The sequence below is a fragment of the Nostoc sp. genome, assembly GCF_036916575.1.
Taxonomy (GTDB): Bacteria; Cyanobacteriota; Cyanobacteriia; order Cyanobacteriales; family Nostocaceae; genus Nostoc.
The window spans coordinates 32,405-56,232 of the sequence record NZ_JBALGC010000001.1 but is presented as its reverse complement, the minus strand read 5'-3'; the positions used below and the strand labels follow the sequence as shown (position 1 = coordinate 56,232).

The following is a 23,828-nucleotide window of genomic DNA, read 5'->3' as shown; positions in this document are numbered from 1 at the left end:
CAGCAAGTCCCATTTTCTCGTTCAAATAACCTTTAATCATGGAATCCCCAATCGAAAGAATAAAACTTTCCCAAACAGCCAAAGACCAACTTACCAAACTCAGACGCAGTACCAAAATCGACCAATGGAATATTTTATGCCGTTGGGCGTTTTGTCGTTCCCTAGCAGAAGCAGCCGCACCCTCCCCCGTTCCAATTCCCCAGGATAGCAACGTCGAAATGACTTGGCGCGTCTTTGGCGGCGAAATGTCCGATATTCTCCTCCTCGCCCTCAAGCAACGCTGTCACAATGACGGCTATCCCACCGACAAAGAAACCCTCGCCACTCAATTTCGCTTACATTTGCATCGCGGTATTGGCTACTTAGCAGGCGATCCAAATATCAAGAAAATTGAAGATTTAATTGAACTGGCGATTAAACCTTGAAAGAATATTAGTTACTGGTGTCTTAATTACGAATTACGAATTAGTATTATGCCTGAAGCGCTAGAAATCGAGCGTCACAGAGCTGCGATCGCTCGGACTGATTTATCTCGCCCCGTGCGATTGGCAATAGAATGGGCAATCCTAAATCAAGACACCACTTTTTTTGACTACGGTTGTGGCTATGGTGGTGATGTGCAGCGAGTAGGCAACTTAGGCTACACCAGTGCAGGCTGGGACCCTTACTACCATCCTGATGTCCCACTCACCGCCGCTGATGTGGTCAATCTGGGTTACGTCCTCAACGTTATTGAAGACCCAGAAGAACGCCGTCAAAGCCTTCGTCAAGCCTGGGAACTCACCGGGAAAGTTTTAATTGTCGCTGCTCAAATACTGATTAACGCTCCCAGCAAAACTCAACTTGCTTACAATGATGGCATTGTGACGCGCCGCAATACTTTTCAGAAATATTACGAACAAGAAGAACTCAAAACTTATATTGATCAGGTGCTAAATGTCGATGCAGTACCAATCGCTTTAGGTGTCTACTTTGTTTTTCGAGATGAAGCTGAAAAAGAAAGTTACAAAGCAATCCGCTTCTTTTCTGCAACTTCTATACCGCGAGTCCGCATCCCCATTAAACGGTTTGAAGACTATCAAGAACAACTGCAACCATTAATGGCTTTTTTTACCAAACGCGGTAGACTACCTGTGAAAGGCGAATTAGAAAATGAACAGGAATTACTGAGCGAATTTGGTAACTTCCGCCGGGCCTTTGGTGTAGTTTTGCAAGCCACTGATGAAGCAGAATGGGATGCGATCGCTTACCGTCGTTCTCTAGATATCCAAGTTTATCTCGCCCTCACTCACTTTGATAAACGTCCTGCATGGCAAAAGCTAGCGCCAGAAATGCGTCACGATATCAAAGCCTTTTTTAGTTGCTATGAAGAAGCTTGTCAAGTAGCCGACCAAAAGCTTTTCAGCTTAGGTAAACTTGGGGTGATTCAAACTGCGTGCGAAAAAAGTAAAGTTGGTAAACATACACGCGGTGCGCTGTACGTCCATGTTTCCGCACTTGCTGCACTTGACCCCATACTCCGAATTTGTGAAGGTTGCGCTAGCCGTACCATTGGGCGTGTCGATGAAGCCACATTGATCAAATATCACACTGATAAGCCGCAAATATCCTATCTGTCTTACCCAGAATTCGACACTGATCCCCATCCGGCATTAAAAGCTAGTATCGGTATTGATTTAAAAACCCTCTTCATAACTCATCGAGACTACGAAACTAGGGCAAATCCGCCGATTTTACACCGTAAGGAAACATTTGTTACTAGCAACTACCCACGCTACGAAGAATTTGCTAAACTCACCCAAAAAGAACTGGAATTAGGGCTGCTGAACCAAAAAAGCGACATTGGCACTCGTGAAGGTTGGAAAAAATGCCTTGCTGCCCACGGGGTAGAAATCAGGGCACATCAGATTTATTTAATTAAGGAAAATTAAGGAATAATCACACTGTTAGAGTATTGCTGATATGTATCTTAAATAAAGTAAATCTTAGCAGATTTGTGTGCTTACACGAAATTAGACAGTAGTTATGGCAAGATAACTGCAATTCAATTAAATAAAAAGGAATCTTTAAGATTGTGCAAGTAAATAAATCGCTGCTACAAATTTTTAGCAGTCCAAAGATGGGAGCTTTGTTATTTCTTGGCTTTTCATCAGGGTTGCCGTTATATTTAACCAGTCAAACATTACAAGCATGGTTGACTAAAGAAGGAATCAGCTTGGCAGCGATTACCGCTTTTAGTTTAGTCAAGCTGCCCTATTCTTTAAAATTTCTCTGGTCGCCTTTACTAGATAAATTTGTACCGCCTTTTTTGGGGCGGCGTCGAGGTTGGCTGGTAATTACACAAGTAGCATTACTGTTAAGTATAGCTGCAATGGCTCTACAACACCCATCCCAAGGGTTACAATCTTTAAGAATTGCTGCTGTTATCGTTGCCTTTTTGAGCGCCAGCCAAGACATTTTAGTTGATGCTTACCGCACTGATGTAGTGGAAGTAGAAGAAAGAGGTGCTGGAGCATCTATTTATTTATTGGGTTATCGCGTTGCCATTCTCGTAACTGGTTACGTTACCCTATTTTTAGCAGATAGAATCCCTTGGCAAGCTGTTTACTTATTGATGTCGCTGTTAATGCTCTTAGGCTTGGTAACTTCTATTTTTGCACCAGAACCAGTCCTACGCGATCGCCCACCTCAGACTTTATCTGCCGCAGTCAAATTACCCTTTATTGAATTTTTTCAGCGTCGTGGCCGGCTACAAGGACTTTTAATCCTAATATTCATTGTGATCTACAAGTTGGGGGATTCTTTACTAAAGAATGTATCCACCCCATTTTTGTTAGATAAAGGCTTACATTTCACTCAAACCGACATCGCATTTCCTGGTGCGCTAGGAATTTTCGCCACTATTGTTGGCACTTTGGCAGCAGGAGCGGTAATGACCAAAATTGGTGTTAATCGCTCGCTCTGGATATTCGCCATATTGCAAGCTGTCGGCAACTTGGCTTTCTTCGCGTTGGCAGTAGTCGGTAAAAACTTTTCTCTAATGTTAGCTGCCGTTAATATAGAACAATTCTGTGCTGGTTTAGAAACCGCTGCTTTTGTTGCATTTTTGATGAGTCTTTGTAACCAAAGCTTTTCAGCTACACAGTACGCCTTACTTTCGAGTTTGCAGGCTTTTAGTAGAGATATTCTTACGGCTCCAGCAGGTACATGGGCACAAGCCACTGGTTGGTCTACATTCTTTCTACTGACAGCAATAGCTGCTTTACCGGGATTACTATTATTGCCATTCTTTGCCCCTTGGAATCAAAAGCCAGTGGTAGTATTATCCAGACCAGGATTGGAGAACGAAGAAGAGGATATATGGGGAATCAAGTAGTTATTGCTGTCGGCACATTTATTCTCTTACTCGTTGGTTTATTACTTGGGTATGTTCTCTCACAGTTAGTTCTGGGATTTCTACCATTTAACCTCCTAACTTTTTTCGGAACACTCAGCCTAATATTAATTTTTGGTACACTTTATTACGTTTTATTTTGGCAGTTGCGGAGAGAGCAGTCCCGGCCATCAACTATAAATGAAAGGATACCAAACCAGGTAGAGGATGGTGTATCTGATAGCTATCTCAAAAACAGGCTAATCGCTAAGTTATCCGGTGACGCTGCCGCTGCTGAACGGTTAATTGAACAGGCAAAGGAGACTTATCCTGGGATGCCGGAGAATTGGTATTGCGAGAGAGTGCTTGATGATTTGGAGCGCGATCCCCAATAATACTGCACAAGCAAAGGGGCAGAGGAGTAAAAGAAGAATAAAAATGCCCAATGCCCCATTTCCCATTCCCATGCACAGAAAATCGCTAAAATAATTCCAGAATAGTTCACAAATCTTCAGCTAAGTTCTCATAAAAGTTCCGAGCTTGTTTGCAATCTAAAATATGGCTATTTTTCGTCAGTACATCGCCCCCTTGCTTGCAGTATTAGTATTTGTTTTGGCGCTAGTGGCAGTCAGTGCCCGCATCTTTTTACCCTCCGATATGGCAGCACCCGCACCAATTGAAGAGGTAGAGGTAAGTTATCAACCGACTCCAACTGATTTACTACTAGTAGTACATACTAATTCGTAATACTCGCTTTCTCTACGAGACGCTACGCGAATGGCGAGAAGCAAGCCACCTAATTCCTAATTAGGACACACAGAAAAATGCTTGATAGAAGCGGTTTCCAATCCGTTATCCTGTGGGAGTCAAACAAGACATCCTTCCCCAATTTCGTATAACTCAGCTAGCTAAATCAATAAACGTCAGAAGTGTCTGAGCAACTACTACCGGGGTATATTATTCGCCGTGGTTCCACATTGGATCGGGCGCTGCTGCTTAAATTCATGCAGCGAACTTACCAGGATCTTTTTCCCAATGATGATTTTTCTCACCTAGAACAAACAGTTAAACAATACTTTTCCAGCGATACGCCCTTGTGGTGGATCGAAGAAGAGGCATGGGGACAGAGGGGCAGAGGTCTAGAGCAAAAATCCCTAACGCGGGACGGGGGGGCAGAGGAGCAATTCTTTCCCCCCATCCCTTCTGCTCCCCCATCCCTCCATCCTCCCATAGCCTGCCTCTGGGTGGGCAATGCTATAGATCAAGTGCAGAGTAACCGTCATGCTCACATCTTTATCCTCTACGTTGTGCCAGAACATCGGCGACGGGGTATTGGTAGAGCCTTGATGCAATATGTGGAAAATTGGGCTATTCAAAGAGGCGATCGCCAGATTGGACTGCAAGTGTTTCAATCCAACAAACCCGCATTAAATCTTTACAATCAGTTAGGTTATCAAACCCAATCCCTGTGGATGGTAAAATTCCTGAGTGCAGAAAAATAAACTAGAGGATAGCGGTAACATACTGTAACGTCTGAGTTATGGCGGTTCTCGTTTGGATAAAACTCAACGAGGAAGAAGGGAAAATGTATAAGAACCCAACTAATATATATAAAGTATATATAAAGCTTTAACTTATTGGCGCGGGGGATTATGTGTTAATCCCGAAAAGGGATTGAAATGAAATTATGTATGACGAAGACGATCTAAGCCTACTCGATATTGAGGAGGAGCTAGAAAGCCCCTTAGATAAAATAGAGCCGCTAGCTGCCGAATCAGATGTGGCGAAGCCTGATCCAGAAGTGATGCTAGCCTTGCTGGAAAATCCCCAGCCCCAGCAAAGAATGTTAGCAGCGCGTGCTTTTTGTGATATTGAAGATGCGCGTGCTACCCCCCATCTGATTCGCCTATTAACTGATACCTGTCCCTTAGTACGGGTGAGTGCAGCCTATGGCATCGGACGCAATCCCAGTTCAGAAGCAGTGAGTCCATTAATTACTCAACTAAACAGTGATTGGAATGGCTATGTGCGTAAAGGTGTTGTTTGGGCTTTAGGAAACTGTCGCGATCGCCGTTCTTTAGCACCTTTGGCAGACGCTTTAAGAACCGACATTTCCGCAGTGCGTTTGTGGGCTGCTAGCGCCTTAGCACAGATGGCAGAAGTGGGTTACGAAGCAGTTATAGGAGCAATACCACCATTAATTGAAGCCTTAGTCCAAGATCCCGTGGCAGCAGTGCGGAGTAACAGTGCTTGGGCAATTGGTCAACTGTGCCGCGAACTGCCTTCTAATGTAGTTTATGCCACAGCGATCGACGCCCTAATTCAAGCCTTTGCCGAAGACCAAGATTTGGGAGTACGGGAAGACGCCAAAGCCTCACTGTTAGGAGTAGGTGATCCCCGTGGCTTGCAGTTGATTGAAACCCTGGAACAAGAAGGGTGGTTTTGATTTAAGCATTGGGCAATTCAATTTTGGATTAAATTTCAATTCTTTAATCCGTCTTGGAAAGTTCTGATGCCTACGGCGGGCTGTGCCAACGGATAGCGCAGCGTAAAGCCTTCTCTTCTCTTTCAGAGACGAAGACAGCGAACGAGAGGCTTGTCTGCAACACGCTGTTCGCGAACGCCAACGGCATAGCTTCTCGAAGAGACGCTAACGCGTTCGCTTAGAGCGAGTCCGCGTACCCCTTCGGGGAAGCTAGCTAGCAAGAGCGTCTGGTAGAGAGCGTCGGAAACCTCCGCTCAGACTTTCCGCAAAATCTAAAATCTAAAATTATTACTGTCCTTCAGCTACAGGTTTGAGCAAATTTAAGTCATAAGGACGCTCAGTATCATCTTCACCCAAATATTCACCATTTTGAATTTCTAGAATAATTAGCGGGATATGTCCAGGATTTTCTACCTTATGTAATGTTGCTGCGGGGACATAAGTTGATTGGTTTCGATTCAGTAATATTTCCGCATCGCCACAAGTCACCTTCGCCACACCGGAGACTACGACCCAATGTTCATTGCGGTGATAATGGATTTGTGGTTTAATGCCGTGCCTGGGCTTGATTTCAACACGACTAATTCTATAGGTTTCTCCCTCCTCAATCACTTCCACCTCACCCCAATATCGTGTACCTGAATGTGCAGACAATTCGTTGATATTCGACTGAGTATTATTGTCATTCGGAGCCATAACTAATTTTTCAACCAGATGATTATCAGTATTTTTAAGTAATCAGGACTTACGCAAACAATAACCGAAAAGAAGGATTTTCAGGTAGGAGCAATTTATAAATTGCCTCAGAGCGGGTTTAGTTTTGCGTAAATCCTAGTAATCTAAGCTTAAACCCAATAAACCTGGAGACAAAGATGGTTATAATATCTTTATTGATGACAACTGCTTTAACTTGACCCCAGGTAACAGATTCTATCTCTGAATTTCTTAATTTTGAATGCGTGAATTTTAAATTGTTCACCTTCCCGTATACTGAATCCTATAAATACGATTATTGGCTTCTTCTGTTAGTAGTAAACTACCATCTGGCAACACAAGTAAACCAACAGGTCGTCCCCAAGTGGTTGGTACAGAAGAATTTAGCAAAAATCCTGTGAGAAAGTCTTCGTAGTAGCCTTGTGATCGCCCTTTAGCATCAAAGGGAACAAATACAATTTTATAACCAGTGCCGCGATCGCGGTTCCAAGAACCACGAAAAGCAGCAAAAGCACCGTTCCGGTATTTTTCTGGAAACGTTTTACCATCATAAAACTGCAAACCCAATGCTGCTGAATGCGCCTGAAACAGCACATCTGGCGTTTGGGTACGGGCTACTAAATCGGGACGTTTACTTTTGCCATTAGTCTTTTGACGAGGATCAAGGTTATTTGGCGTTAGGTAAGCATAGGGCCAGCCGTAGAACTTCCCCTGCTGAACACGTGTCAAATAGTCAGGAACCAAGTCATCACCGATTCCATCCCGTTCGTTAACAGTGGCGTAAAGTTGTTTAGTAATAGGGTGAAAGTCCAATCCAACAGGGTTACGCAAGCCGGAAGCAAAAGTCTGCTGCTGGGAACCATCCAAATTCATCACCTGTATCGAAGCCCGTGGTAGAGGTTCTTCATCCACATTGGTTCCTGAACCAACTGAAACATATAATTTCTTGCCATCAGGTGAGACAACGACATTGCGCGTCCAGTGGTTGTTATAACCTTTAGCAGGCAAGTCGGCGATTTTTTTCCCCTTACCCGTAATCTTATTTTGACCTTGAGTATAGGGAAAACGCACCACAGCATCTGTGTTCCCTAGAAAAAAGGAATTACCTACAAAAGCCATCCCAAAGGGTCTATTGAGTCCGTTGTTCCCACTAGCAAAGGTTTCTCGAACATCAGCTACGCCGTCACCGTTGCTATCACGCAACAGACGAATCCGATTTTGTTCGGTTTCAGTTACTAGGATATCACCACTGGGGGTTAAAGCTAGCCAACGTGGGGCATCTAGACCTTCGGCAAATACGTTAACTGTAAAGCCTGGTGGTACGCGCAGCACCGGATTTTGCGGAATGGGCACAACCTCAGGTCGCTTGGAGGCACTTTCTGTTGCGAAGGGTGCTGGTAAATTTTTCAGATTGATCCGGATGGGTTTGGGTGAAAGTGTTTCAGTCCGGACGATATCTTTTGGCTGTGTAGGATTCTGTGTCAGTTTAGCAGAATGTACAGATGTTTGTGGTATGGGATTATCTGAGGAAGCGCGAGTCTGGTTACAGGCTGCTATCAAGGTCAGTAAAAAAACTGGCAGCAAGAAACGCGCAGGGACTTTCATGGCGATAGACACTATACACAATTTTTTACTCTAGACTTGAGACTTAATAATTGTCGCCAGTCTAAAGTTTGATTTTTCTTGGTTAGTTAAACTACTAAGGTACTGGGGATTACGGACTGAGGACTAAATTCTCTTCCCAATGCCCAATATTAGTATTAGTCAAATATTGACATATATAAGCTATTTATTAGTTAACAAAATTTTTTCAAATTCTGCTGCCGGCAATGGATGACTAAATAGAAAGCCTTGCATATAATTACAGTTGTGTTGGCGCAAAAAAGCCAGTTCTGCCTCTGTCTCTACACCTTCAGCAATTACATCTAGATTGAGATTGTGAGCCATTTGAATTAATGGTTTAGTAATAGCTGATTTCTGTTTATCATTAGCAACATTGTGGATAAAATAACGGTCAATTTTTAATGTGTTAATGGGTAAGTTTTTCAGATAAATTAAAGAAGAGAAGCCCGCACCAAAATCATCGATCGCAATTTTCACACCCAAAGAACGCAATTTGTTCATAGTAGCGATCGCCCTATTTACATCTTGCATAATCATACTTTCAGTGAGTTCTAGCTTTAAGTAATTTGGTTCCAAATTATTGATATTTATAAAATTGACTATTTTCTGAATAAAATCTGGTTGATTAAATTCTATTACTGACAGATTTACAGTAAAAATCAAGGAATTAATTCCAGCATCACGCCAGCTTTTTATTTGTTTACAGACCCTCTTTAATACCCATTTACCAATTGGCACAATTAAACCTGTAGACTCTGCTAACGGAATAAATTCTGTTGGGTAAATCATCCCTAATTCCGGACTTTGCCAGCGCAATAAACTTTCAGCAGCTACTATCTTACCAGAATAAATATCGATTATTGGTTGATAATAAATTTCAAATTCTTGAAAATTATGTTGTTTGATAGCCCGGTGTAAGCTAATTTCTAATAGCTGCATTTTTGGAGACAAGTTGTTAATTACAGTCGGAGGAGATAAATACCTTTTTAAGGTAGCGTGCTTTTCCAACCTGTTGATGATCGCACTTAATAACTCAGACCGAGTGAATGGCTTAGTTATATAATCATCGGCACCCATATCCATACCTTGACGGAAGTCAGATTTAGCAGATTTTGCAGTGAGAAAAATGAAAGGAATTGTTGCCGTTGATGGATCTTGGCGTAACGCTGTTAGCACGCCATAACCGTCAATTTCTGGCATCATCATATCACAGAGAATTAAATCGGGAACTTCGCAGATAGCCAAATGTACCCCGATTCTGCCATTAGCCGCAGCAAGAGTTTCAAAATCCTCAGCTTCTAGCAGATCTAAAATATTTTCACGAACGGCTTCTTCATCTTCTATTATTAAAACTTTCGGCATAATTTTCCTCAATTTATATTTGATTATTTATGAAAAAATGACAACAAAGTTTGTCCAAAATTCCAACGCAATTGTGAGAAATATTTTATCTTGTTAGATATCTATACAGAGTAAACGCATCTCAAATGGGATTGACAAAACTTACATTCAATGAATGGACGAGAGAATAGGGATTTATGGTTCGGTTGATTTCTACAGGTTAATAGTGATCACCTATTTCATTATCAATAAGCAGGGCTTAATGCGATTATTTAGGTGTTTATTGAGATTGGGGCTTTTTTATTGACAAGATGCGCTTGCTTTGGATATCTATACACTTTTTTAAAATTGCTATTCCTAAACCAGTGGCTAGTATATTGCTGCTTAAGACCAGTAATGTCGAGTCTTTCAAAAATCAGCAGCACGACTTTGCCAGTTTCGTCTGTAAACGGTTTCAAAGAAAAGTCTATGATTCTTAATGTTTGCTGTGCACTAATTACATCAACTTCGTAACGGACAAATTCACCTCTAGCAGCAAGTGCTATTGCTGCTTTTAATTGACGTTGTGTTTCTTCACAAATCGTCCACCATATTTCCCAATATGGAAGTCCAACTACATTTTGTGGCTGTAATTGCCTAAAGTCGAGTCCTGTTTGGTTAACTTCTAGCGCTATACCCTCTGTTGTCAGCAACTCAATAAACTCGAAGATGCCGTTGAAGATAGCGCGGAATTGTCTTTCATTCTCATGCAATGATACTTCTGCTTGTACAGAAGAGGTACTATCCACAGAAACTCCAGTAAGACGAGCTAGTTTGTTGTGTCTGTCAGTACTATAGCGTGTGCTAGTAACCATTTGTACTCAGATAATTGTCTCTCAAGGAGAATCTAATGTGCTACCTCAAAGGAACAAACACTAGCGTTACCTCTAGTTTTCTCTGTTTTATTATGCTAGTGCTTGACAAATACTTTCAGGTTGACAAGACCAACAACTTGATATTGGTTATTTACAACTGGCGGTAGATACAACTGCTATTTTAACTGTAAAAACACTGATAAATAATTTAATAATTATGACATATTGAATATCGTGAACGAGGTATGCATAACTTCAAAAATATTGGCTGTTTCAAGCTAGTTCCTGAAGCTACAAGCATTACCATATCAGTTTGGTAGACGCACCACGCTAACTGCGAAGATAAAAAACTAAGACACTCTTGCCCTGTGCTGTCATCAGTGCGATCGCATCTAATAGTGATGTTTACGGCACAACCATCAGCAGCGAACGGTTAATTATTGATTCTAAGCTTTATAGCCTTAGAAGCTGAAGTAAGGCTTATATAGATTTTTTTGATAGCTATTATAAAAAAATAGTTATCTAAAACTTCTTACTTAAGCATTTTCCAATATTTTGACGCCAAACAAGTAGTAATAATTTGGGTTATAAATAGAGCAAAAATTGTGTTAAGAAATACAAAGCAGCTTATATCCAGCTAATTGGAAATCGGATATGGGGCAATACGCTTGGGTTAAGCTTTTTTTCTTTCCCTGCCTCCCCTGCTCTCCTGCCTCTTCACTAAGGACGGAACTGCACCCGCCGTTCGCCGTAACGTAATAACCTTTCTATAGTTACAAGCCGATTTTCCCAAACTTTGACTTGATAGGAATTTGACTTAAGCTCTTGGCTCATCAATACCCGAAATTGAGACTGGAACCGAGTTAGTGAGGCTCTTGCCACTAATAACTTACTAGGAGAAGGGGAAGCAGCAAGCTCATTTAAAGCACTGCGTAAAACTTCTGCCTGGTTGTTAAAATCTGATATTGTCTGAGCAGGCTTTTGTAGTTGGTAATTTTGGAAAACAAATTTCCATTCCCGTTGCAGCGCCGTGTAACGGATGGCGGCAGTTTGAAAAGGCTGGCGGTGAGGAATCGGTTCACTTGTTGTGGATTGAACCCTACCTTGGGTGCTAATAAAGAGTTTTTGTAGCTCGTTGTTAAAATTCTCTGCGGCAAAAAGTGCGTAACCACTAACTGGCAAGTCCCTTACCAACTGGAGTTGATCGAATGCTCCAACTGTTGGCAAAGAAAGTAAGCGAATTCCCGGCACTAACAATGTAGCTCCCAATTGTTTAGAGGCAATCCAGGGTTGGGCTAGTCGTTGGAAGCCAGATGTCTCCAGAGCATAAGTCATAGGAACGATTAAATCTACATCTCCCCGCCTTGCCCAATTTTCCCAGTTTTGTTGAATTTTCTGAATCCGCTCTAGTTCTGGCAGAGGAAATACTGCAACCGACAAAATCAAATTCGGTCGTTTTTGTCGCAACTGCTGTGAAACTTGGGCAACAAAGCTATCAATTTGCGCGGTGCGAAATGTCGTCCACTTTTGCCACAGTTCTGGTTGGCTGGGGGAAATATTTATCGGATCTACACCAGTAAGTTGCTGAAACTGCGCTCTTGCAGCTTTGCCATAGCCATAGGTTCGACCTGCTGATGGGTCTTGAAAGGGGTAGCGAATGTAGTCTAACTGTAGACCATCCACCTCATAGCGAGTGACGATTTCGTCGTACAGCTTGAGCAAGTACTGCCTTACTTCCGGGTTGGCTGGGTCGAAGAATGGCTTAGTCTGCCCAACGGGAATCATCTTGCCAAGGTTATCGTAGTTTGCCCAATCGGGATGAGCCGCCAGTACTGGGCCTGGATAATCAGGATTAACGTTGATAATTTCATTGTGGCGTTGGTTACCAGCAGCAAAAGTCCAAACCCAAGCGTGTAATTCCATGTCTCGCTCATGGGCTAATTTCACTGCATCTGCCAGTGGGTCCCACCCACGAATTAATGGGTTTTGCTCTTTTGCGACTTGGCTCGGATAAATGGTATAGCCAGCGTTAACAGTTTCAAAGAAGACGGTATTAATCCCAGCTTGGGCTAGGCGATCAAAAATCTGGGCTAATCCCGCCTTGTTACCAGAACGAACAATTGTCCCCCGATCTAACCAAACTGCCCGAATTTCTGGTTGAGCCAGTCTCCGATCAACAGGAAATTGCTGCCACAAAATCGTCTTCGCTGCCAGCCACTGCTGACGAGCCAGAGCGTAGTTTTTTTGTGCAATCAATTGGGGTAAGTTTTTGGCAATTACCCTTACCTGTGCCAAGGCTTGGTCTTTACTTATGACTAGCCCCCCCAATTGAGTTGAGGCCAATTGCGTCGTCTGCTCCTTGACAAATTGGGGGGTATAAGTGTCCAGATGCCTAGAGGACTGCTTTTCCTCAGATATCCCAACGCCTTGATTAGCTGCATCGGCTGATACCGCTAAATTAGCACTTTCCACCCTACCAATCAGATTTTCTAGCTCTTGCTGGAGAGCAATCGCTTGGTTGTTGTCAATCGGCTCATTGGAGTTAGGTGCAACATTTAGACGCACCGCTTGTTCCAGTTGGTCAATAGCCTCTTGGGAACTCGGGGGTTTGACTATAGTTAGCGGTCTAGATATGGGAGCAGTGGCAGTTTTAGCAGGAAAAGATGAGGGAGATGAACTACCCCTCTGCCCCTCTGCCTCCCTGCTCCCCTGCCCCTCTGCCCCTCTGCCCCCCTGCTCCCTTGACACAGCCGCCACCGTTGTTGAGCAGTTTTGCGAACCTCCTGCTATTTTTTTCATCCGACTCGATGGCGGTAGCGCTGTCAAATAGTGATTGACAGCAGCTTTTAACCAGGCATTATCTAACTCGGCAGCTGTTGCTGCATTTGTTCCCCAGCGCCAGCCCAAAAGGGTGGAACGCTCAGTTGTCACTACTGCGGCAGGATTATCTTTAGAATTCCAAACAGCAGCAGATTGAGTGCCTATATCATTAGGAATCACAACGCCGCCGCGCACTTTGCCAAAGAGTTCAGTTTGATTTGCCCATTCTGAGATATTGGTTTTTGTGGGTTTGATCTGTTCTATGTCACTGAGGCTGAATCCCCAATAACCTCCCAAAAGCGATCGCAATAATTGGCGCACTCCCGGCGCTGAGAGACTGCCTACAGGCCCACTGGCAATTAAGCGCCCTCCTTTACTCATCCAATCTTCTAAGGCGATCGCTTGGGTTGGCGTTAATGTCTCGACATTTGGCAAAAATAATATCCGGCGATCGCCCCAATCTGCCCCACTCTTGACATCTGTTAGGGGAATTACACAATATTTCACCCCTATTGCCTGTAAGCGGTCAGTTATCCCTATCCATTGATTCGCATTTTCTGGGCTCTGCACTACGCTCAATACAGGTTCTTCAGTTGCCGCCGTTACTGGCAAAATATTAAAACTATTTAAAATTAAAAAATTAAAACTTAAAATGAAGAATCCGGCTTTTTTTATTTGTAAATTTACCTTTTTATGATAGTCTTCCCGATTCTTCACTACTTGCTCCTTAGTGGATTAATTATTAGGCATTACTTCTTATTTATCATCTAGCATAACAATAAATTACCTCCGAAAAACAACTGATGTTTTTTCATTAAGCATTCATAAAATTAGCAATACAGGTATTGATTAAATCTTCAATTCCTGCAACTTGAAAAATTTTTGTGTTAAGTCTGCCAGCTAATTCCTCAATACTCATATCATCTAAAAATACTAATTCACCATTTTTTAACATGACATTCGGTAGCAAAATCCCGTCACCTAAATCTTGCCCTTCTAAGTTTAAAAGCAAATCATGACCAGTTAATAATCCAGTTACACTAATATTTTGTCCCCAGTAATCACTACATAAAGCACGCATATTGACTTCTAAACCTTCAACAAAATTTAAGCGTTCCAAAATGGGTTGAAATGCTTTTTCTACAGCGTTGCCTACTACCCAAGTCAACTTTCTCTGAGGATAAACTTTTGGCGGTAGTAATTCTGCCGCAACGGTGGCAAATTGTTTGAGAAATAATTGAATCGAACCAACTCCGTTATCAATTTGGGGATATTCTTCATATTCAGATTCGCTGGGTAATTCCTCACCTGCAATCAAAAACCACTCATCGGCTAACCAAACAACGCTGGAAGCAAACTTTTGGCGAAATTGCCGCGAGAGCAATCGTACTTGAGAAATCACTTCTTGGGCTTTTTCCGTAGTTACAGGTGTAAGTTCGTCTTCTGGAGGCCGAAACCGTGTCAACCCAACTGGCACAACTGCCACCGATGCCACAGCAGGTATTTCACCAGTATGAAAAGACGCTAAATCGTTGAGAGTTTGTTCCAGATGTTCGCCATCATTTATACCAGGACAAACAACTACTTGAGCATGAATTTGTAGTCGTCTTTGTTGAAACCACTTGAGCTGTTGCAAGATTTGTCCCGCACGCGGATTTTTTAGCAGTCTAATTCTCACTTCCGGCTCCGTAGCATGAACAGAAACATACAACGGAGACAAGCGCATTTGTTCAATCCGCTGCCATTCTCTTTTTGGTAGATTTGTCAGGGTAAGGTAAGAACCGTACAAAAAGCTCAGGCGGTAATCGTCGTCTTTCAAGTACAAACTGGAACGCTTACCTGGTGGTTGTTGGTCGATAAAGCAAAATGGGCAACGGTTATTGCACTGAATTAAGCCATCAAATAAGGCAGTTTCAAATTCTAGCCCCAAGTCTTCGTCGTAGTCTTTTTCGATTTCCAGGCTATGAGTTTTACCAGCAGCATCTAAAACTTCTAATTCCAAGACTTCATCAGCACACAAAAACTGATAATCAATTAAATCGCGGGGACGTGTACCATTTATAGCAACGATCGCATCCCCCGCCTCAAAGCCAATTTCTGCGGCTATGGAATCAGGTAATACTTTGGTAATTCGGGCAGGATTAATAGCTAATACACTCATAACAGACTATTTATAAAGTAAATCTTAAGTAGGGAAGGCAGGATGAGCGCCGACTTTTGGCGTAAAGCCTGCGACATAGCTACGCTTAGGGTGCATCCTGCCGCAGGCATCATAACTGTCATTGTGTTACGCTTTGCTATCACGCACCGCTAGATAACATGGTGCGTTAGCAGCAAGCCTCGGCAACATCCACGCGATCGCACAATTGCCGTATTGGTTAAGAATCAGGTTGCACTATGGCGATTTCATAAGTAAGTACCGTTAATATTGGCTCATCAGTTCTCACTACACTAAACGCTGTCACTCAAAAAATTAAAGCTGTAGTTATAAACGTTCAAAGTTTCATAAGTAACCCTTAAGTTGTAGTTACTACGGCTGAAGCTGTAGTTATGAATGTTCCAACTTTTATAAGTAACGCTTAAGTTTTAGTTACTAGACTTAAGCTGTGATTATGGTTGCTGAAGCTGTAGTTATAAACGTTCAAGTTGTCATAAGTAACGCTTAAGCTGTAGTTACTACGACTTAAGTTGTGATTATAGTTGCTAGAGTTGTAGTTATAAACGTTCAAGTTGTTGTTAGGACACAAGAACATGACAACAAATTGATCTTCTCAATTTTCATCTTTGCTGTACAGCTATTACTTTAGGACTTACGCACAGTTAACGGAAAACGTAGACGCTTCCTCGGCTTGCCGCAGCGAAAAGTGTATCGCGTCGTTTCCCGCCGTTGGCGCAGCCCGCCGCAGGCATCTGAACTTTTCAAGACAGGCTACCACAGAGAACACAGAGGTCACGGAGAAACGAGAGTTTGAGAAGGTTTTTGCGTAAGTCCTATACTTTTAACTGAAGCGTATTGGGTTATTGACAACTTACAGTTACTAACTATTTTTTAGCACCCCAGTTCCAATTGCCGTCAGTATTGCTACACCAAATGCCAGCCTATACCAAATAAATACCCAAGTGGTTTGGGTTTTGAGGAAGCGTAACAATCCAACGATCGATATATATGAGAAGATTGCGGCAGAAATTACTCCTACGACTATAGGAACTATTGCTGCACTGGTTAATCCTGCTCCGATAACATCTTTTAACTCGACTAACCCCGCTAGAGTAATGGCAGGAATGCCCAGCAAAAAGGAAAATCTCGCAGCCGTTTCCCGTTTTAATCCCATAAATAGCCCTGATGTTAGGGTGGAACCCGAACGAGAAACACCAGGAATTAATGCCAAAGTTTGGGCTAAACCCATCAAAACCCCATCTTGCATCGACAGGTGTTCAAAGTCGCGTTGACGCTTACCTAATCGTTCTGCTAACCCCAGCAACAGCGACATGACTATGGAGGCAATTGCGATCGCTCCTAAACTTCTAATCGGTGAATTATCAAAGTCTGGGATAAATTTCTTAATCAAAAGTCCAAAGAAGATGATCGGCAGAGTTCCCAAAATAATCCCTAAGAACAAGCGAAAGTCGTAGTCATCATAATCTTTGTGGGTGATTGCTTTGAACGCTCCTTTAAAAATTCGCGTCAAATCCCTCCAGAAGTACCACAGCACGGCTGCTATACTACCGAGCTGAATAATAGCGGTAAAAGCGACTCCCGGATCGCCCCACCCAAGAACTACAGGCACGACTTTTAAATGCGCCGTGCTACTAATCGGCAGGAATTCTGTCATTCCTTGCACAAAGCCTAAAACAATGGCCTGCAAAATGTTCATCTGTTGCACCCCATTTTCCCCGACATTCGGCTGGGTGCCGAGAACTTTGAGATCAAATGCAACCACCGAAAAAGTTACAGATGCTGCGCTTAAAAGCCCGAACCATTGACGTTTTGATAGAGTCATCAGTTTACCTGCGATCGCTGTTGTTTCAACTAATTACACAAACAACTGCCTGGGGAACTTACCAGGATGAGAGTTGAAAAAAACATCGGTTTTTTGTTCATCCCCACAAAGGCGCGTCACTAATTTATCACTGCTGCTTCCCCAAAAGCCCCAGTTACTATCTAAGTGACATCCAAGCCAGAGAAAATTCCAGTCAAACCAAAATGCCCTATGGGGGGATTTTCAAATGTGATATCTTAAATAAAATAAAGTTTAGTAACAAATCTTAAAAACTTTGCTTAATAATACATTGTTCTCCTACACCGGTTCTACCTCCTCAATTGATACCGAATCGTCTTCAGCTAAAGTGGCACAGACGAATATCCAAGAATTAGAGTCAATACTCTCTTCATCTGCCCCTTTCCCGCTCCCCGTGGCTATCTCTTCCCAACAAACTTGGTTAGTGTTTGCGGCGGCGGTATTTTTGGTATCAGTGCCAGTATTTGTAGAAGCGCCAATAGTGCGATCGCTACCAAGTCTAAGTTTAGCGCTGACAGCATTTTGGGTGTGGCTAAGTTTTACTTTAATGTCACGAACTGCAACTTATGTCTGGGGAGATTTGTTCTTAGGATTTAGCTGGAGTTGGTTAGCAGGAGCGATTTACTGGGGCTGGTTACGTTGGGAACCTCTATGGCATCTGCCAGTGGAATGTATAGGATTACCGTTTGCTTGCTGGTGTCTGGCGAAGAATTGGGGTAAGGTGGGTAGCTGGTTTTATTTAGGTTCTTTACTCGGTACAGTTTTAACAGATGTATATTTTTATCTAGTAGATTTAATGCCTTATTGGCGGCAAATTATGATAGTAGATGCAGATCTAGCACCACAAATCTTACAAAATGCTTTAATGCAAGTACAAGCACCTTGGGGACAAACTTGGGCAATAATTCTCGCCCTAGTGCTGTCAATAGTTGGGATTTTACCTTTAGCTAGAAAGCAAAGACACTGGTATGCCTTTGGTGGCGCAGTTTTAAGCACAATTTTGGTAGACAGCCTATTTTTATTAGCTGCGATCGCAGCCTAAATATTAAAAAATTGTGTAATGTCAAAACTGAAACTTTTTCCAGCCCAGTCTAGGTTACATCAAGAATGATGGTGTAGATGATTAATTAGTTAAGAAATATTACATAACAATCCATCGGCATCAAATCTTCTTGCTAGGTTTTCGGTATTAGACATCGCATGGTTTCATGTCTGCTTGGGAGGTAGAATCAGCCACTCCGAAAAGATTTCGTCTAGCTGGGAATGCTACCAGGCTGATGCAGGCACTCTTACCACTATGAAAATTTTTGGCAAAAGTAGAGTCAAACCCAGTAACGGCAAATATTGTGGATATTAATACGCTGTATATTAGTTTCTGATGACTGCTGTGTTGATTAAGCTATCAGGTTTTGTCCTTCGTCTTTTGTCCTTTGTCCTTTGTCCTCTAACGAATGACCAATGACCAATGACTAATGACGGCTGTTAGCTTAAAACTTTTATTTCTGTTTGATGGAAAGAGGTAGAAAATCGTGAAAGGATTGGTGCGTTTATTAACAGTGTTTAGTTTGTTACTTAGTTGCTGGGGATGGTTGGGAACAACTCAGATAGCCCAAGCTGCTAGTTTCAACAGTTTTGCTTTTCCTCAAATCCCAGTTCTGGCAATTGAGCGGCAGAATCGGGCAGACGCTAAACTAGGAACGGAATTTGGTAAAAAAATTGATTTAAATAATACCAACGTCCGAGCTTTTCAACAGTTTCCAGGGCTTTATCCCACCCTGGCTAAGAAAATCATCACGAATGCTCCCTACAAAAATGTAGAGGATGTATTGGATCTTCCAGGATTGAGCGATCGCCAAAAAGAAACCCTGCAAGCCAACTTCGATAAATTTACCGTGACAGACCTAGAGCCTGCCTTCAACGAGGGAGACGATCGCTTTAACAATGGCATCTACAGATAACTGCACCTTACAGTCAATGTAGCAAATAGCAGCCCGCTCCTGATTCTAGGGAGTGGGATACGATTATGAGTTATGAGTTAGGAGTTATGAGTTAAAAATTCAAAACTCCTAACTCCTCACTTCTAACTCCTCACTTCTCTCCCCCATTACCTTGCCTCAGATAGATATTCCTAGCCAATTTGATGTTTTAGTAGTCGGCGCTGGTGCGGCTGGACTATACACAGCCTTGTGTCTACCAGAGTCCTTGCGAGTCGGCTTGATTACCAAAGAAACTGTTGCTTTGTCCGCCAGTGATTGGGCGCAAGGTGGCATTGCCGCAGCCGTTTCCCCGGAAGATTCTCCCAAGCTGCATATTGAAGATACAATCCGGGCAGGTGCGGGTTTATGTGATCGCACCGCTGTAGAATTTCTCGCCCAACTTGCCCCTAACTGTATTCAATCTTTAGTTAACTTGGGGGTTGCTTTTGACCGTCATGGTCAAGCCTTGGCTTTAACTTTAGAAGCTGCCCATTCTCGCAACCGCGTTCTCCACGCCGCTGATACCACAGGAAGGGAAGTTACCACTACCCTCACCACCCAAGTATTACGTCGCCAGAATATTCAAGTCATTCAGCAAGCTTTGGCTTTGAGTTTATGGATTGAACCTGAAAGTGGTCGCTGTCAGGGAATAAGCCTGTTTTATCAAGGTGAAATCACATGGGTAAGAGCTGGTGCTGTGGTTTTGGCAACTGGCGGCGGCGGTCAGGTATTTGCCCAAACCACTAACCCGGCTGTGAGTACGGGTGATGGGGTAGCGATCGCAGCTCGGGCTGGGGCTATCCTCCGCGATTTGGAATTTGTGCAATTTCACCCCACTGCCCTGACTAAACCTGGTGCTGATCGCTTTCTAATTAGCGAAGCTGTACGCGGCGAGGGGGCACACCTTGTCGATAACGAAGGGCGGCGTTTTGCCTTTGACTACCATCCTGCGGGTGAACTCGCACCCAGAGATGTAGTCAGTAGAGCAATTTTCAGCCATTTACAACATACCGCCCTTGATCTGGCAACTGCCCATGTGTGGTTGGATATGCGCCCCATCCCCGCCGACAAGATTCGTAACCGCTTTCCCAACATCATCAAAGTTTGTCAGCATTGGGGCGTTGATGTCTTCCATGAACCAATTCCTGTGGCCCCTGCTGCCCATTACTGGATGGGTGGGATTGTTGCGGATCTGATGAATCGCACAAATATTAAGAGTTTGTATGCGGTGGGTGAAACCGCTAGTACCGGGGTGCATGGCGCAAATCGCCTTGCCAGTAATTCCCTGCTGGAATGTATTGTGTTTGGGGCCCAGATGGCTAATATTGAGTTGGAAAATATTGGGCTGCCGTCAGAAATAGCAGTGCTGCCATTACGGAAATTTAGTGCTGATGCGAGTGAATGGCACATCCAGCAAGCACAGCTAGAAGCACTCAGAGAGAAGTTACCACGTTTAGTGTGGGAAAGTGCTGGTATTTGTCGGGAGCAATCAAGGTTAGAAAGTGCGATCGCTACTGTTGAATCTTGGCAGCAAGATTTCGCCCGATTGCCTTTAAGTCAATTCTTACTTGCTTTACATCCCACAGAACCAGCTAGTTTTGACCTACCAAATGTTGAACGGCAATTGGGACTTTGGGCAGAAACCCGCAATTTATTAGATGTGGCTGATTTAATTCTCAAAAGTGCTGCTTTTAGAACCGAAAGCCGAGGCGGACACTACCGTTTAGATTATCCTCAGCCAGACCCAAATTGGCAAGTTCACACACTTGTACAAACATCTCATTGGTGGAAATCTCCACTATTGTCTTGATTCGGCGCTGACATTATTACATCCTAAGGTAGCTTCCAAGTGCTCTAAAAAATCAATTAAATTATACATTTTATATCAGTAACTATGCTTAATTGATTTTCTTTTGCTTGAGATATTTGCGGATAAAAGCCGCAGGAAAATTGGGAAAAAGCCTATTGGAAAATACCTATTATCTATTACCAAAAACAAAAAAGCTAACTGGAAACAGACTTTGCTGCATTCATGCAGTTGACCGTACCAATTTTAGATTTTTTTGGTTCATGCCCCGTCCCTATTAGTCTGTCAACTTAGTTTTGAGGGGTAAAGGAACGAACCAGGAAGGACGCATACTCCTACGGAGAAGCAAGCTACGCGCAGCGTCTGGTAGAGAAGAACGCCAAGGAAGAGAAATTGAAAAATTAATTCATCTCTCAAATTTTTATTGACAGACTACTAGTGGGCGGAACAAATCCAAAATCGTCAATCCAAAATCCAAAATTGATTGACTATGGGGTGTGAACTACACCGTACGGCTAGGTCGGTGTAGCCTACCCAATTAATGAAAAGCGTCGCTAAGACTGACTCAAGTCAATTACTTGAAATACTTGAAGTTACGAGGACCCGTGTAACCAGAAACTTTCGCTAGTTCCTCTAAGCTTTGGACTCCGCTATAGCTTTTACCATTGATGATCCAAGTGGGGAAGCCTTCAATTTTTGCGGCTTTACACAATTGTGTTTGAGCTTTAAGTCCATCAGGAGCGCACTCTACCTTAATATCATTATTAATTATTTCCTCGGCTTCTTTACCAAAAAGCAGCTTTTGTTCATGACAGTGAGGACACCAGTAAGCAGTGTATTCCTTCGCGCCTACCTTCGCCAGCTGGCGTGCTAAGGCTATTTCTGCCTCACCAGAAGTAGTGGTAACTTCCCAACCAAATGCTGGGTTAGGGTCTGCCTTGGGAGTGAAGGTAATTTTTACGGGTTGTCCAGGAGTTCCCGATGTAACATCTGATTTGTTCACGCCAGCATATACGCCTAAAGTGCCAATCAGCGTCACCATCCCCACAATAATGGCGGTAAAGAAGATTTGTCCAATATCCTCCCAAGTCCGACCGATAATCGTCAGTACCAAAAGACTGAGGGAGAAGAAAGCTGAACCAATACAGTAAGGACAAATAGCTCTAATTTGAGATGCCAGCAGGTACATTAAGTAGCCACTAAAGACAGACATCGCGATCGCTCCGGCCAGCAGCAGCAACCACGTCCAATTTTCCAATTGTTTGCGGCTATTGTTTTGCCCTGAGTTGAATACCAAGGGAGCCAAAGCAAATATCACCATACTGGTGTATGCCAAAAATCCAAACAAAGCTAATGGCTGACCAAAAACCGTTGCCCAAGGACTGGAAAACACATCATTACAGCCCTTGACACCAGCCTGTGCCACACAAGCTGCACTGCCTCCTGTTAACTTTTCTATGGCAAGATAACCTGTTGTCAGGGCACCACATCCAGCGATCGCGGCAATCAATGGACGTGACCATCTATGAATCCAAGGAGTAGAACGGCGGCGAATCATAAACTGCTATTGATTAATGGGCATTGGGTAACTCGGGGCCCCCTCTGAGGATAAGGGGCAATGGGGATTGGGGATTAGTTATTTCTCCCCATTGGAGATTGGGGATTGATAATTGGGTATTGAGTATTATTTATTTCTCTCCATGCTCCATTTAAGAATGTAACTTCACTTGTTCTGCTGATTTGCTTTCAACTTTGGAGTTCCAATTGCGACGTGTAGCTTCCACAAATTGACTGACGCGAATTGGGTCAATTGGTTGCTCTATTCGTCCGTGACGTTTTAGGGAACTGGAAACTATTACACCATTTGCTGCCTGCATCAATGTATCAATATTCTCCCAATTGGCCCCACTACCGATGAACACTGGTGTACCATTTGCTGCACCACAAGCTATTTCCAAATCTTCTAAGTTAGGAGGGCTACCAGTAGCCCAACCAGACAAAATAACTCCGTCTGCTAAACCCCTTTCAATGGTGTCTTTCACGGCGACTGTGAGATTTGGAGAACTCAAAGGACGGGCGTGCTTCACCAACACATCGGCCAGGATTTTAACATCACAGCCTAACTCCCGTCGATAGCGGAGTAGTTGATGGGCTTCTCCCTCAATTAATCCCTGGTCGGTTGCCATTACCCCTGTGAGAACGTTGACGCGGATGAATTGTGCCTGTACACAGCTAGCGATCGCCATTGCACTTTTGGCATCGTTTCGCAAAACATTTAAGCCCACAGGCAAAGTCACCAAATTCTGTATCCGCTGCACCACAATGGTCATGGCACTCACAACCACTGGATCGACTTGGTTTTTGGTAAACGGCGCGTCGAAAAAATTCTCCACAATCATGCCGTCAACCCCTCCACTTGCCAAGGCTGCAGCTTCTTGTTCGGCGCGGTCAATTACCGCTTTGAGGCTACCTCCCCAACGGGGTGAGGTAGGCAGTGGTAGCAGGTGAACCACGCCAATAATCGGTGAGCGAGTTTTAAATATCTGATATAATTCCACGTCTTTAATCCGCCTGGCAAAGTCCAGAGTCCAGAATTTTTTGACTATTGAACGCCAGTTCAACGCTACTCCCTTAAGGGAGGAACTTCCCTTCTCCTGGCAAAGACCTACGCGAACGGGTAAGGCAGTTCTTCATCGGGGAAACCACGCAACTTGCTTGGCTGTCGGCAGAGCCGGACGCCAGTCGCTAATGGGGAGCTACTCCGTTGCGTATTTTCCCTCCGGTGTTCGCGCAGCGTCTTTGACAGGAGAAGGAAG

19 protein-coding genes are annotated in these 23,828 nt (G+C 43.4%); 10 read left to right on the top strand and 9 right to left on the bottom strand.

Annotation, left to right across the window (positions count from 1 at the left end; translation table 11 throughout):
- Positions 1–38 precede the first annotated feature (38 nt).
- The 7 genes from dndE to V7L29_RS00225 all read left to right on the top strand — a co-directional run bounded on the left by dndE (position 39) and on the right by V7L29_RS00225 (position 5,819).
- Positions 39–425: a DNA sulfur modification protein DndE gene (gene dndE, locus V7L29_RS00255; RefSeq protein WP_334688067.1), complete on the top strand. Its 387-nt coding sequence runs from the start codon at positions 39–41 to the stop codon at positions 423–425.
- 48 nt (positions 426–473) lie between these two features.
- Positions 474–1,931: a DNA phosphorothioation-associated putative methyltransferase gene (locus V7L29_RS00250; RefSeq protein WP_334688068.1), complete on the top strand. Its 1,458-nt coding sequence runs from the start codon at positions 474–476 to the stop codon at positions 1,929–1,931.
- 143 nt (positions 1,932–2,074) lie between these two features.
- Positions 2,075–3,376 (top strand): AmpG family muropeptide MFS transporter, encoded by a 1,302-nt coding sequence (locus V7L29_RS00245; protein ID WP_334734141.1) that lies wholly within the window; start codon positions 2,075–2,077, stop codon positions 3,374–3,376.
- On the top strand, positions 3,361–3,768 hold the full coding sequence (locus V7L29_RS00240) for an ABC transporter permease (protein ID WP_334734140.1): 408 nt from the start codon (positions 3,361–3,363) through the stop codon (positions 3,766–3,768). The genes V7L29_RS00245 and V7L29_RS00240 overlap by 16 nt, the downstream gene beginning before the upstream one ends.
- 163 nt (positions 3,769–3,931) lie before the next feature.
- Positions 3,932–4,120 (top strand): hypothetical protein, encoded by a 189-nt coding sequence (locus V7L29_RS00235; protein ID WP_334734139.1) that lies wholly within the window; start codon positions 3,932–3,934, stop codon positions 4,118–4,120.
- A 182-nt stretch (positions 4,121–4,302) separates the two neighbouring features.
- Positions 4,303–4,875: a GNAT family N-acetyltransferase gene (locus V7L29_RS00230; protein ID WP_334734138.1), complete on the top strand. Its 573-nt coding sequence runs from the start codon at positions 4,303–4,305 to the stop codon at positions 4,873–4,875.
- A 185-nt stretch (positions 4,876–5,060) separates the two neighbouring features.
- Positions 5,061–5,819 (top strand): HEAT repeat domain-containing protein, encoded by a 759-nt coding sequence (locus V7L29_RS00225; RefSeq protein WP_334734137.1) that lies wholly within the window; start codon positions 5,061–5,063, stop codon positions 5,817–5,819.
- A gap of 327 nt (positions 5,820–6,146) precedes the next feature.
- Here the strand turns inward: V7L29_RS00225 and V7L29_RS00220 are convergent, their stop codons facing one another.
- The 7 genes from V7L29_RS00220 to V7L29_RS00190 all read right to left on the bottom strand — a co-directional run bounded on the left by V7L29_RS00220 (position 6,147) and on the right by V7L29_RS00190 (position 17,211).
- On the bottom strand, positions 6,147–6,554 hold the full coding sequence (locus tag V7L29_RS00220; protein WP_334688074.1) for a phosphomannose isomerase type II C-terminal cupin domain: 408 nt from the start codon (positions 6,552–6,554) through the stop codon (positions 6,147–6,149).
- 279 nt (positions 6,555–6,833) lie between these two features.
- Positions 6,834–8,177, bottom strand: a complete 1,344-nt coding sequence (locus V7L29_RS00215) for a PQQ-dependent sugar dehydrogenase (RefSeq protein WP_334734136.1) — start codon at positions 8,175–8,177, stop codon at positions 6,834–6,836.
- Between the two features lie 180 nt (positions 8,178–8,357).
- Positions 8,358–9,557, bottom strand: a complete 1,200-nt coding sequence (locus V7L29_RS00210) for an EAL domain-containing response regulator (protein ID WP_334734135.1) — start codon at positions 9,555–9,557, stop codon at positions 8,358–8,360.
- Positions 9,558–9,808: 251 nt separating this feature from the next.
- Positions 9,809–10,390 (bottom strand): PAS domain-containing protein, encoded by a 582-nt coding sequence (locus V7L29_RS00205; protein ID WP_334734134.1) that lies wholly within the window; start codon positions 10,388–10,390, stop codon positions 9,809–9,811.
- Between the two features lie 720 nt (positions 10,391–11,110).
- Entirely contained in the window at positions 11,111–13,927 is a 2,817-nt protein-coding gene (locus tag V7L29_RS00200; RefSeq protein WP_334734133.1) for a glycoside hydrolase family 10 protein, read from the bottom strand.
- A 97-nt stretch (positions 13,928–14,024) separates the two neighbouring features.
- Positions 14,025–15,371 (bottom strand): TIGR03279 family radical SAM protein, encoded by a 1,347-nt coding sequence (locus V7L29_RS00195; protein ID WP_334734132.1) that lies wholly within the window; start codon positions 15,369–15,371, stop codon positions 14,025–14,027.
- An 877-nt stretch (positions 15,372–16,248) separates the two neighbouring features.
- Positions 16,249–17,211 carry an undecaprenyl-diphosphate phosphatase gene (locus tag V7L29_RS00190; RefSeq protein ID WP_334688079.1) on the bottom strand — a complete coding sequence of 321 codons (963 nt, stop codon included), beginning with the start codon at positions 17,209–17,211 and terminating at the stop codon, positions 16,249–16,251.
- A gap of 274 nt (positions 17,212–17,485) precedes the next feature.
- On the opposite strand from V7L29_RS00190, the gene V7L29_RS00185 reads away from it, so the two are divergent.
- The 3 genes from V7L29_RS00185 to nadB all read left to right on the top strand — a co-directional run bounded on the left by V7L29_RS00185 (position 17,486) and on the right by nadB (position 21,015).
- A complete protein-coding gene (locus V7L29_RS00185; protein WP_334734131.1) occupies positions 17,486–18,271 on the top strand; it encodes a DUF3120 domain-containing protein in 786 nt (261 codons plus the stop codon).
- A 487-nt stretch (positions 18,272–18,758) separates the two neighbouring features.
- Positions 18,759–19,187, top strand: a complete 429-nt coding sequence (gene psbU, locus V7L29_RS00180) for a photosystem II complex extrinsic protein PsbU (RefSeq protein ID WP_334734130.1) — start codon at positions 18,759–18,761, stop codon at positions 19,185–19,187.
- Positions 19,188–19,338: 151 nt separating this feature from the next.
- Positions 19,339–21,015 carry an L-aspartate oxidase gene (gene nadB / locus V7L29_RS00175; protein ID WP_334734129.1) on the top strand — a complete coding sequence of 559 codons (1,677 nt, stop codon included), beginning with the start codon at positions 19,339–19,341 and terminating at the stop codon, positions 21,013–21,015.
- Positions 21,016–21,586: 571 nt separating this feature from the next.
- Here nadB and V7L29_RS00170 read toward each other — a convergent pair.
- Both V7L29_RS00170 and btpA read right to left on the bottom strand, forming a co-directional pair.
- Positions 21,587–22,570, bottom strand: a complete 984-nt coding sequence (locus tag V7L29_RS00170; RefSeq protein WP_334734128.1) for a vitamin K epoxide reductase family protein — start codon at positions 22,568–22,570, stop codon at positions 21,587–21,589.
- A 151-nt stretch (positions 22,571–22,721) separates the two neighbouring features.
- Positions 22,722–23,570, bottom strand: coding sequence for a photosystem I biogenesis protein BtpA (gene btpA / locus V7L29_RS00165; RefSeq protein ID WP_334688113.1), 849 nt, complete (start codon positions 23,568–23,570; stop codon positions 22,722–22,724).
- Between the last annotated feature and the right edge of the window lie 258 nt (positions 23,571–23,828).